This is a genomic window from Methanobrevibacter sp. 87.7 (genome assembly GCF_002208625.1).
GTDB lineage: Archaea > Methanobacteriota > Methanobacteria > Methanobacteriales > Methanobacteriaceae > Methanarmilla.
On the sequence record NZ_MRCT01000042.1, the window covers coordinates 1 to 12,391 of the forward strand.

Here is a 12,391-nt window from a genome sequence, read left to right on the forward strand (position 1 = left end):
ATATTAAGTATCTTAATTTTTTTTAAATATTTAATAGTTTTATTTTTTATTATTTTTTTATAAAATAAATATTTTATATCTTATTTAAGATTTTTTAAAGTTTTTTAATATATTAAAAACATTAAAATTTAATATTATTAATATACAAAATAATAAGTATAGTTAAAACAAAATATTTATTATAAGTCAATATTTTATCAATTAGAAATATTATTTTGAGAATTTTTGATTAGTTAATTGTGATTTATAATCGGAGGAATTAAAATTGAAAGCCGTAATTTTAAGTGCAGGTGAAGGAACAAGGATGAGGCCGTTAACTATTACAAAGCCTAAAACAATGTTACCTGTAGCTGGAAAACCAATCATCCAATATAATATAGAAGCATTAAGAGATTGTGGTATTAAAGATATTCTTTTAATTGTAGGATATAAAGAAGACATGGTTAAAAGTTACTTCAAAGATGGAAGTGATTTTGGAGTAAATATTTCTTATAAAACTCAAACTGATTTAAGAGGAACTGCTAATGCTATTGGTTATGCTTCCGATTTTATTGATGATAGTATTATAGCTCTTAATGGGGATATTATTTTAGATGTTTCAATATTATCTGAGATTATCACTGATTTTGAAGAAAATAAACCAGATACTTTAATGGTTTTAAAAGAAATTAAAGATCCAACTGGATTTGGGGTTGTTGAAGTAGAAGATCATAATGTAATAAATATTATTGAAAAACCTGAAAAAGGAGAAGCTCCAAGTAATTTAATTAACACAGGAATTTATATATTTAATGAAGATATATTTGAAAAAATTGATAATACTGAATTATCTCCTCGTGGAGAATATGAAATTACTGATTCTTTAATTATGCAAATTAAAGATGGTAAAACAGTAAGAGGGCATAAAACAACTAAAAATTGGATTGATGTAGGTAAACCATGGGAACTTATTGAAATTAATGAAAAGTTACTTAATAATGTAAAAACTGAAATTAAAGGTGAAATAGAAAATGGAGTAACTATTCATGGTGAAGTTCACCTTGATGAAGGAAGTATTATTAAATCTGGGGTATATATTGAAGGGCCAGTATATATTGGTAAAAATTGTGATATAGGACCTAATTCTTATATTAGAGGTAATACTTACTTTGGAGATAATGTTCATATAGGTAATGCTGTAGAAATTAAAAATTCAATTATTATGGAAAATACTAATGTAAGTCATTTAAGTTATGTTGGAGATTCTGTTTTAGGTTCTAATTGTAATATTGCAGCAGGAACTAATATTGCAAATTTACGTTTTGATAATAGAACTGTTAGGACTATTATTAAAAATAAAAAAATTGATAGTGGTAGACGTAAATTAGGAGCTATTGTAGGAGATTATACAAAAACAGGTATTAACTCTAGTTTAAGTCCTGGTGTAAAAGTAGGATCTAATTCTTCAATAGGTTCTGGTGTTTTAATAACTACTGATGTTGGTTCTAATAAAAGAGTTTTATTAAAACAAGAGCATATTATTCAAAATAAAGGTAATGATGATTGATTTTATTATCTTTAATTGAATTTTAATATATATTTTAATTTTTATTATTTTTATTAAAAATAAGTATATATTTTAATTTTTTGTATATTGAAGTAAAATATTTATAAGTTATTGTTTATATTAATAATTTTAATCTTTAATTAGATTTAATTTTAAAAATTAGTGAGGTTATAAAATATGGAAATTAAAGAAAGTACTGAAATATTTCCAGGTACTCATATTGTAGGTGATGTTGAACTTGATGAAAATGTATCTGTTTGGTATGGTGCAGTTATTAGAGGTGATGTAGCACCAATTAAAATAGGTAAAAATTCAAATGTTCAAGATAATTGTGTACTTCATGCTACTAAAGATATACCATTAACTATTGGTGATAATGTAACTATTGGTCATGGTGCAGTTGTTCATGGATGTACTATTGAAGATAATGTTCTTATTGGTATGAATGCTACAGTCCTTAATAATGCACATATTGGTAAAAATTCTATTGTAGGTGCTGGAGCAGTTGTAAGTGAAGGAAAAGAATTCCCTGAAGGAAGTTTAATTTTAGGTGTTCCTGGTAAACTTATAAAAGAGGTATCTGAAGAACAAATTAAATCAATTCAAGAAAATGCAGATCATTATGTTAAACTTTCTAAATCATATAATCTTGATTAGATTTGAATCTTTGATTTAATTTAAGCATTTATCTTATTATTTTTTTATTTTTATTATTTCAAATAATTTTTATCTAAAATTAAGGTTTTAATTTCAGTTTTTATTATAATATTATTTAAATTAAATTTTTAAGTAAAATCTTAATTTTTATCTTTTTATTATAAATTTTATTATTTTTTAGTTTATTTACATAAAAATTTTTATATTATATATTTTTTATAAATTAATCGTGGTTTGTAAAATGAATGCAAGAGATGTTGTAAAAGAATTGGATCCTTATGTACCTGGAAGGTCTGAGGATGAAATTGCTAATGAATTTGGCTTAAATAAAGAAGATATTATTAAATTAGGTTCTAATGAAAATCCTTGGGAACCATCTGAAAAAGCTATTGAAGCAATTAAAAAAGAAGCAGATAATGTTAACCGTTATCCTGAAACTGATTTAGAAGAATTAAGAGAAGAATTTGCTAAATATGCTAATGTTAAAACTGAAAATGTAATTGTTTCTGGTGATGGTGCAGATGAAATTATTGATGTTTTAGCAAAAACATTTATAAATCCTGGAGATGAATTTATAGTACCTCTTCCAACATATACTTATTATGAATTTTTATTCAAACCTTATGGAGCAATACCAGTATATGCTAAATGGAATATGAATAATAATACTTTAGATGTTCAATCTGTTTTAAATGCAATTAGTGATAAAACTAAAATGATTTTTATTTGTTCTCCTAACAATCCTTCTGGAGCAGTTGTAAATGAAGAAGATTTAAGAACTATTATTGAAGCTACTGATGCATTAGTTGTTATTGATGAAGCATACTTTGAATATTCAGAACAAACTCAATCTAAATTAATTAATGATTATTCTAATGTTTTTATTATAAGAACAATGTCTAAAGTTATGGGTCTTGCAGGTTTAAGAATAGGTTATGGTTTAGCTGATTCTGAAACAATTGATTATATGTTAAGAGTAAAACCTGTATTTTCTCTTACTAGATTATCTTATGTTGCAGCAATGGCTACACTTAAAGATAAAGAATTTATTAAATATTCTACTTCTAAAGGAATTGAATCAAGAGATTATTTATATGAAGAAGTTTCTAAATTTAAAACATTAAGTGTATTTAAATCTAAATCAAACTTTATGTTAATTGACCTTCATGATAGTGGTTATACTGCAGCAGAACTTACTCATGAATTAATGAAAAAAGGTGTAATTGTACGTGATTGTACTTCTTTTAAAGGTATTGATAATTATTGGATTAGAATAAGTATTGCAACTTTAGAAGAAGATAAAAAATTTATTGATATTTTACATACTATTGTAGAGTAAACTGCTATTAAATATTTAAGTGGGATGATTTAATGTATTATGGGGGATCTGTTGTTTCAAGTGTTGATTTTCATGGTAGAATGTCTTTTATGATATTTTTATCACAATGTCCTCTTAGGTGTCCATATTGTCAAAATCCTGAATTATTAAATGATAAAACAGAAAAACCTTTAGATGAAGTTTTAGAGCTTATTAATCATAATGCCGATTTTATGGATGCAGTTATTGTATCTGGTGGTGAACCACTTGTTCAATCAGATGATGTATTAAGTATACTAAAATATTCAAAGGATATTGGTCTTGAAACTAAATTAGATACAAGTGCTGTTTATCCAGATAGATTAGAACCATTACTTGATTACACTGATTATGTTGCTATGGATATTAAGGTACCATTTGATAAATATAAAGAAATAATTGGAGCTCCTGTTGGAGATGCAGTTAAAGAATCTATGGAAATGGTTTATAATAGAGATGATGTAGTTCTTGAATGTAGAACAACTTATGTTCCAAAACTTATATCTTTAGCAGATATTGAAACAATTGCAAAAACCGTTAAATGTGATATTTATACTTTACAACAATTTAGAAATAGAAATGTTTTAGATCAACGTTTATATACTATTGATAGTCCTAATGCAGTAGATATGAGAGAATTTGCACAATATCTTAAAAAATATTATTTTAAAGATGTTGAAGTTTTCTTAAAAACTGCAGAATTTGGAAATGAATTAATTAAATAATTTTTTTATTTTATATTTTTTAGTGTTTTTAGCTATTTTTTCTTTTTTTTTATTTTATATTTTTTTAGTGTTTTTAGCTATTTTTATATATTCTTATTTTAAGATTGAAAACTTATTATTATAATAAAATAAATAATATATTAATTATTAGAAAAGTTTATATTGAATTTTTTTGAATATTTATTTGGAATTATTTTATTTAATTATAGATAAATATTTAAAATTTTATATTCATTAAAAATATTTTTGTGTGTTGTTATTATGCCTATATTATCCTTTGGTAGTCAGAATATTAATATTATAACTGATAAAAAAAGGATGACTATTAGAAAATTATGGAAAAATCCTTTAAAGGTCGGAGACCGTCTTTATTGTTATTGGAATTTAGTTTCTAAAGAAAAAAAGAAAATTTTTGAAGCTAAAGTTACAGACATAAAATTAATTAAATTTAAAGACCTTAAAAACAATGATGAATTAGCTAGGGAAGAAGGTTATAAAGATTCAAAAGAAATGGTCAAAGAATTTAAAAAAATGTATGTTAAACCTCTTAAAGATGAGGATATGTTTCAGATTATTTACTTTGAAAAATTAGATGTAGATGATTGGAAAGGAGATAAAATAGATCAAAAAGAAATGATAACTCAAAGAGCAGATATATTATTTGATAGTGGTAAATATGATAAATCTGTTTTGTGTTATTCTGCTGCTTTAAAATATGATTCTGATGATGTTTATCTTTTAAATAAAAAAGGAGATAATCTTACTAGATTAGGTAAATTTACTGAAGCATTAGATTGTTATAATAAAGCTTTAAAAATAGATAAAAATAATGAGTATATTTGGAATAATAAAGCTATTGCACTTTTAAATTCAGGTAATCCTCAAGAAGCATTAAAAGCTAATGATGAAGCTATTAAAATTAATTCAAGAGATACTTCAATTTTATATTGGAGAGGATTTATTCTTGAAGTTTTAGGTAGATTAGAAGAAGCACTTCAAGTTTATAATATTTTATTGAATCTCGATGATTCTGATCCAGAAGTTTGGAATGCAATTGGAAATATTTTAACTGATTTAGAAAGACCTGAAGATGCACTTAAAGCATATGATAAAACATTATCATTATGTCTTAATGATTCTGAAGTTGATGCATCTGCTCAAAATCGTAAAGGTAATGCTCTTTTAGAATTAGGTAGATTTACTGAAGCATTAGATTGTTATAATAAAGCTATTTCTATTGAAAAAGATAATGAATCTTTTTTAATTAATAAAGGTGTAGCTTTAATGGAACTTGGGAAATTTGCAGAAGCAGAAAATGTATTTATTAAAGTTTTAGCAATTAATCCTGATAATGATGATGCTAAATTTCTAAAAGTTGAATGTCTTGAAAATTTTTAATTATTATTTTTTCTAAATTTTAGCTATTTAATATATATGTTTATTTATTGATTTTTTATTATAATATTTACCTTATTTTATTTTAATTTAGTACTTGTTTATTTTGTATGTTCTTATTTTTATTTGTAATTTTTAAATAGGTTATTTTATTTTAAAGCTATATTCTAAGTCATGTGTTTATAGATTTTTATAAAATTAGTATATTTTAAAAAATAGTTAATTTTAATATTTATAACAGTTTAAACTTTAAATCATTTTTTTAAATTTATTTAAATAAGAAAATTATTTAGTAAAAAAAGTTAAAAAGTATATTTTTATTCACTATATACTTTTTTAAGATAAGTTCCAAGGTATGTACCAGAGAAACTAAGTAATCCACTAATAAGAATTAAGATTATTATTTCAAGAATTATAACTAGTCCATAATTACTTGGATTAGAGCTTCCTAATCCACCAAATATACTGGACATTTGATTAAGTGTGTTAATAATTATATTATATAAAATATAATAAATTCCACCAAAAGTTAATTCTATTGATGTAAGTATTAAGAAAAACACAGTAGCATTTGCTTTACTATCAATATAATTATCACATCCAACAATTCCAAGAACAAGTGTTCCTAAAAATACTGAACTTAATATTGTAAGAAAAAGTTCTACTGAAAAATCTATAATTCCTTTTGAGTAGAATATATTATAAAATGTATATGTTAATAATAAAAATAAACTAGTAAATGCAAATCCAATAGCTATAGTTAATATATTTGTATGTTTATTTAATTCTTTTATTCTATTTTCTTCTTTTTTTATTGGTTCTGTTTTTTTATTTTCTTTATATTTTTCTTTAATTTTATGATTACTATTAGTATTATTAGTTTTTATTTGTTTTTTTACTAATATTGTCTATTGGTTCTTTTTTTGTATTGATTTTAGCTATTTTTTCTCTACATTCTGTACAGAATTTAGCATTATCTCTAATTTCTGCATTACAGTTTGGACATTTCATTAAAAATTTTCCCCCTTATAAAATTTAAAAATAGAATATTAAGATTAATATAAAAATTAATCTATTTTAAATATTTTTTAACAAGTGAAATTCCCCATTCTGTCATTTCTTTAGATTTATTTATATCATCTGTTTCTGCAAAGCATCTGAATATTGGTTCTGTTCCACTAGGTCTAATAATTAACCAACCATCATCTCTTAAAATTTTAACACCATCAGTTCTATCAATTTTATAGTCTGTAGTGTCTTTAATTTCTTGTGCTATTTTAGACATTACTTCTTCTTTTTGATCATCTGGACATTCTGTTTTCATTTTTACAGTATGATATACTGGAAGTTCACTTACAAGTTCAGATAATGGTTTTTTCTCTTTAGCAATAATTTCTAAGATTTTTGATACAGTCATTGCTGCATCTCTTCCATAAACAAAGTCAGGGAAAATTAATCCACCATTTTCTTCTCCACCAAATAATCCATCAGTATCTTTAAGTTTTCTTGCAACAAGTAAATCTCCTACAGCAGTTGCAATAACATTTCCACCATATTCTTCTGCAATATCATATATTGCAGTGGATGTTGCAACAGTAGTTACAATGGTTCCTCCATTGTTTTCTTTAAGCATTGCTTTTTCAACAAGGGAAAATGTTTTATCTCCAAGAACAAAGTTTCCTTTTTCATCAATACATATGGTTCTATCTGCATCTCCATCATGAGCAAGACCAATATCTGCATCTAATTCTTTAACAGTACTTATTAAATCTTGTAAATTTTCTTCTATAGGCTCTGGATTACGTCCTGGGAAATGACCATCTGCTTGTGAATTTAATGTTGTAACATTACATCCGAGTTTTCTAAGTAAATATGGTGCTGTATATGAACCTGCCCCTGATCCACAATCTACAACAACTTTAAGATTTGCTTTACGGATTGCATCTGCATCTACTCTGCTTATTGCATCATTAATATACTCTGAGATTATATTATCATTGGTGTATACTTTTCCAATTTCATCCCATTTTGTTCTTTTAGGTTCACCATCAAAGAACATTTCTTCAATTTTAAGTTCCATGTCATCAGGTGTTCCAATACCAAATTCATCTACAAATTTAAGACCATTATATTTTGGTGGGTTGTGTGAAGCAGTTACTATAATTCCACCATCATAATATTTTCTTACTGCATATTGTATTGCAGGGGTTGGAAGTATTCCTAAATCTACTACATCACATCCTGAAGATAATAATCCTGCAGTAATTGCATGTTTAAGCATTGGTGTTGAAGTTCTTGTATCTCCACCAATTGCTACAGTTCCTTGTACAAGTGTACCATAACTTGCTGCAAGTCTTGAAGCAAATTCTGGTGTCATAACTTCATTTGCTACTCTACGTACACCAAAAGTTCCAAATAATCGTTTTTTAACCATATTATAACCTTTAGTTTTATTTTAATATTATTTGATTAATTCTATTTAATTAAATAGTTTTTAATATAAATCTTAAATAGATTAATTATATTTTTATAATATTTAATTAATAAATTTTATTTTTTATTAAACATTGATTATTTTAATTTTTTTTAAGTTTATATTTATTTTTATTAATTTTTTATTTTTCAAATTAATGATTATTCTTATTTTTTATTATATTGGTGGTTTTAATACGACTTTATTATTAAATTTTATTAAAAATTAGTTTTAAAAAACCTAAATATAATAAAGTGATTATTATCAAATAAAACTTTATTAATTTAGGTTTTAGTTTATTTTTTCTATTATTTTATAGATTGGGTATTTATTTTTCTAATCTGATTAATTTTGAATCATCAAGAGTTATTTCAAGTTGATTGTTATATTCACTGACAGTTCCAGTTAATTTAACATTTCTATTTTTAAAACTAGAAATATCAATATCTTGTGTTTCAAAATTTTCTAGTCCAGATTGAAATATGATTACTTGGATTTTACCAGTTCCATCATTTAAACTTAAGAAACATGTTTTACTACTGGATGAATAATCAATTTTTGTAATAACTCCATGAATTGTAATTTTTTCATTTATATTATTACTTGTAATGTCTTTAATTTTCATTTCTTTAGGTTCTACCCATGCGGAACTTACAATTAATATACTTATACCAACTATACTAGTAATAAGTGCTATTTTGTAAATAGTTTTATCATTAATAATCATATTTTTCTGGTATTAGTTTGTATTTCTCTACAAACTCTAATTTACTATCTTTAAATTATTTTATTTAATTTTAAGTTTATATATATATATATATATATATATTGAATTTATTTTTGAAATTAAATTATTTTTTAATTTTAAAATATTTTTTAATATTTAAATGATTTCAGTAAAAATTAGATATTTTTTATATGATTATTAAAGTTAAAAATAATTTTTAATTTATTTATAAAATTAGTTTTTTTATGATTTAAAATTGTGTAAGTTGGGATAGTGATGTTTGTGGAGGTTATTTTATGATTTAAAATTATAATTTGAAAAAAAGAGTTTATATTATTAGTTTTCCATGTTTAATATGGAATTAAAAAGGAATTTATCCTTTATACATTGATTCTAGTCTTTCAACAGTATCAATATCTTTAACTCCTTTATCTTCTCTTATTCTTTTAACAACAGGGAATCTAAGAGAATAGCCTGCTTCATATTCTGGACTTTTTACAATCTCACTATATGCAACTTCAAATATTATTCTTGGTTCTACTTTAATTTTAGTACCTTTTTCTACAATTTTATATTCTTCCATTTTCTTAGTAAGTTTTTCAAGTTGCTCATCACTAAGTCCAGTACCTACCATAGCTACTGTTTTAAGGTTTTCATCTTTATCTTGTAATGCAACAAGATATGATCCTATGAAATCTCCTCTTTTACCAATTCCTTTTGTTCCACCAACTACTACGACATCTAAGTTTTCTGGTTCTGCTTTAAATTTAAGCATTTTTTTACCACGTACTCCTGGAATATATGGTTCATGAGCATTTTTAATCATAATTCCTTCATGACCTTCTGCAATTGATTTATTAAATAAATCTTTTGCATCTTGTGTATTTTCAGGTGTACATAATACAAGGTCACTAAGATGTACCATATCGGATGTTGTTACTATTGATTCAAGTGTTTTTCTCCTTTCAATCATTGGGTCATCAATTAATGGTCTTTTGTAATATAATAAATCATATAAATAAAGTTCTAAAGGTATATCTTCCATAGTTTCTTCAATATTATATTTACGTCTTACTCTATGTAGAATATTCTGGAATGATAAAGGTTTACCATCACGTGTTGCAATTACTTCTCCTTCTGCAATAAAATCTTCATCAGGAAAAGCTTCATTTACTGCATCTACAATTTCAGGAATTGCTTTTGTAACATTTTCAAGACGTCTTGTATATAATGTGATTTTATTATTATGTTTATGGACTTGACATCTTATTCCATCATATTTTGTTTCAATAAGTGCAAGTCCCATTTCATTAATACTTTCATCAATGCCTTTAGATAATTGAGCAAGCATTAATTTTACAGGTGTTCCTGGTATTAAATTTAGTTTTTCAAGTGCATCAGAACCTTCTTCTTTAGCTACTTTAGCAACAAGTCCTATATTATTTGTTAACATATATGCTCTATCAACAATTTTATTATCAATTAAAAATGCTTCTGCAATTGCATCTCTTAATATTCCTTCACCAACACCTATACGTAATTGTTCTACAATTGTTCTGCAAATATATTTTGATTCTACAGCACTTGCTGAAGATAATAATTCAAGAATAATTGATATTTTACGAGATGTAGAGTTACTACCTGTAATTTTTGTCAATTTTCTAAGGTTTTTAAAGACAAAATCAATTGTAAGAGGTCTTGAGAAAAAAGTCATTTGTTTTTTTTCTCCAAAGAGTTTTTCACTAGCTGCACCAATATCTCCTTGTTCTCTCACTTCATCTTCAACTTTATCTGTATTAACTCCAACTACATCTGCAACAGCTTTCATAATGAGTTTATCACCTACTCCTTGTTCTTCTTCACTCCATGAAGGAAAAACTCTTCCAAGACACATTAAACTTACTTCGGGTAAAAGTTCACTATCTACTGTTTTTAAGAAGTTTGCAAGAATTTCTGTTTTTTCTAGTCTTTTTGTAGTAGCAGCTAATTTTTCATAAACATCAACTAATTCTTGATATTTCATTTTATCGTCCTAAAAATCATCTTTAGCTATTTTAACAGCACAAAATTCTCCACACATAGCACACATTTCTTCGTCTTCCATTTTACATTTATTTTTATATAATCTTGGTTTTGATTTGTCTATTGCTAAGTCAAATTGTTTATCCCAATCAAAATTACGTCTTGCTTCTGCCATAGCTTTTTCTCTTTCAAGTGCTGAATCAAGACCAAGTGCAACATCTGCTGCTTCAGCTGCTATTTTAGATGCTACAACTCCTTCTTTAACATCATCAAGTGAAGGTAATGAAAGATGTTCTGCAGGAGTTACATAACATAAAAAGTCTGCTCCATTAGATGCAGCTATTGCTCCACCTATTGCTGAAGTTATATGATCGTAACCTGGTGCAATATCTGTTGTAATTGGACCAAGAACATAAAATGGAGCTCCATGACATAATGTTTTTTCAAGTTCCATATTTGCTTGTATTTGGTTTAAAGGTACATGTCCAGGACCTTCTACCATTGTTTGAACACCTTTTTCTTGTGCTCTTTTAACAAGTCCTCCAAGATTTACTAATTCTTGTATTTGTGGAATATCACTTGCATCAAATAAACATCCTGGACGTAGACCATCACCTAAACTTAAAGTAATATCATATTCTAATGCAAGTTCAAGAAGATAATCATAATTTTCATATAATGGGTTTTCTTTTTCATTGTGTAATATCCATGATGCAAGGAAAGTTCCACCACGTGAGACTATTCCCATTTTTCTTTTTTGGTTTTGAATTTTAGGAACAAGTTCTTTTGTAATTCCACAATGAAATGTCATAAAGTCTACACCTTCTTTTGCTTGGCTTTCAATGACTTTAAAAATTAAATCTTCATCCATATCTATGATTTCTTTGTTTGCATTTAAAGTATGAGCACCTGCTTCATAAATAGGTACAGTTCCTAAAGGTACATTTACAGCATCAAGTATTGCTTTTCTAAATTCATTTAATCTAGGACCAGTACTTAAATCCATTACTGCATCTGCACCATATTCTACAGCGAGTTTTGCTTTTTTAACTTCAAGATCTTTATCTTCTATTTTACTTGAAGATCCAATATTTGCATTTACTTTTGTTGAAAGACCTGCTCCAATTCCACGTACATCCGTATCGCGGTTAACATTTTTTGGTATTACAATTGTACCATTAGCTATTCCTCTTCTTATAGTTTCAACATTAACTTTTTCATATTTTGAAACAGCTTCCATTTCTGGAGTAATATTACCATTTTTAGCTTCAGTCATTTGAGTCAATTTAAACCCTCTATTTTTTTGATAATTATTTAAATAAGTTTTATAATTTAATTAAAATTAGTATTTTATTTTTCAATTTTTAAATTAAATATAATTCTAAATATTATATTATTAGATTTAATAATTTATATTTATGTTAAAATATTTTTTATTTTAGTTTTCTATTTTAATAAATTTTAAAAGCTTTTTATTAAAATATATTTT

General features: G+C 25.2%; 11 protein-coding genes. 5 read left to right on the forward strand and 6 right to left on the reverse strand.

The annotated features are described in order from the left end of the window. The first annotated feature begins 265 nt into the window (after positions 1 to 265). The 5 genes from glmU (at position 266) to BGI41_RS03255 (ending at position 5,683) form a co-directional block, all read left to right on the forward strand. A complete protein-coding gene (gene glmU / locus BGI41_RS03235) occupies positions 266 to 1,546 on the forward strand; it encodes a bifunctional sugar-1-phosphate nucleotidylyltransferase/acetyltransferase (RefSeq protein ID WP_088538808.1) in 1,281 nt (426 codons plus the stop codon). 177 nt (positions 1,547 to 1,723) lie between these two features. Further along, positions 1,724 to 2,203, forward strand: coding sequence for a gamma carbonic anhydrase family protein (locus BGI41_RS03240; protein ID WP_088538809.1), 480 nt, complete (start codon positions 1,724 to 1,726; stop codon positions 2,201 to 2,203). Positions 2,204 to 2,444: 241 nt separating this feature from the next. Beyond that, the gene (gene hisC / locus BGI41_RS03245; RefSeq protein WP_088538810.1) at positions 2,445 to 3,542 is read left to right on the forward strand and encodes a histidinol-phosphate transaminase; all 1,098 of its coding nucleotides are present in this window, start codon (positions 2,445 to 2,447) and stop codon (positions 3,540 to 3,542) included. Between the two features lie 32 nt (positions 3,543 to 3,574). After that, the gene (locus BGI41_RS03250; protein WP_088538811.1) at positions 3,575 to 4,285 is read left to right on the forward strand and encodes an anaerobic ribonucleoside-triphosphate reductase activating protein; all 711 of its coding nucleotides are present in this window, start codon (positions 3,575 to 3,577) and stop codon (positions 4,283 to 4,285) included. A 261-nt stretch (positions 4,286 to 4,546) separates the two neighbouring features. Beyond that, the gene (locus BGI41_RS03255; RefSeq protein ID WP_088538812.1) at positions 4,547 to 5,683 is read left to right on the forward strand and encodes a tetratricopeptide repeat protein; all 1,137 of its coding nucleotides are present in this window, start codon (positions 4,547 to 4,549) and stop codon (positions 5,681 to 5,683) included. Between the two features lie 314 nt (positions 5,684 to 5,997). Here the strand turns inward: BGI41_RS03255 and BGI41_RS03260 are convergent, their stop codons facing one another. The 6 genes from BGI41_RS03260 to thiC form a co-directional block, all read right to left on the reverse strand. Continuing rightward, positions 5,998 to 6,243: a hypothetical protein gene (locus BGI41_RS03260; RefSeq protein ID WP_088538813.1), complete on the reverse strand. Its 246-nt coding sequence runs from the start codon at positions 6,241 to 6,243 to the stop codon at positions 5,998 to 6,000. 313 nt (positions 6,244 to 6,556) lie between these two features. Beyond that, positions 6,557 to 6,691: a zinc ribbon domain-containing protein gene (locus BGI41_RS03265; RefSeq protein WP_088538814.1), complete on the reverse strand. Its 135-nt coding sequence runs from the start codon at positions 6,689 to 6,691 to the stop codon at positions 6,557 to 6,559. Positions 6,692 to 6,752: 61 nt separating this feature from the next. Further along, positions 6,753 to 8,114: a phosphoglucosamine mutase gene (gene glmM, locus BGI41_RS03270; protein ID WP_088538815.1), complete on the reverse strand. Its 1,362-nt coding sequence runs from the start codon at positions 8,112 to 8,114 to the stop codon at positions 6,753 to 6,755. A 367-nt stretch (positions 8,115 to 8,481) separates the two neighbouring features. Next, the gene (locus BGI41_RS03275; protein ID WP_088538816.1) at positions 8,482 to 8,880 is read right to left on the reverse strand and encodes an exodeoxyribonuclease VII large subunit; all 399 of its coding nucleotides are present in this window, start codon (positions 8,878 to 8,880) and stop codon (positions 8,482 to 8,484) included. A 373-nt stretch (positions 8,881 to 9,253) separates the two neighbouring features. After that, a complete protein-coding gene (locus BGI41_RS03280; RefSeq protein ID WP_088538817.1) occupies positions 9,254 to 10,903 on the reverse strand; it encodes an ATP-dependent DNA ligase in 1,650 nt (549 codons plus the stop codon). Between the two features lie 9 nt (positions 10,904 to 10,912). After that, complete coding sequence (thiC, locus tag BGI41_RS03285) at positions 10,913 to 12,187, reverse strand: phosphomethylpyrimidine synthase (RefSeq protein WP_088538818.1); 1,275 nt, start codon at positions 12,185 to 12,187, stop codon at positions 10,913 to 10,915. Positions 12,188 to 12,391 lie beyond the last annotated feature (204 nt).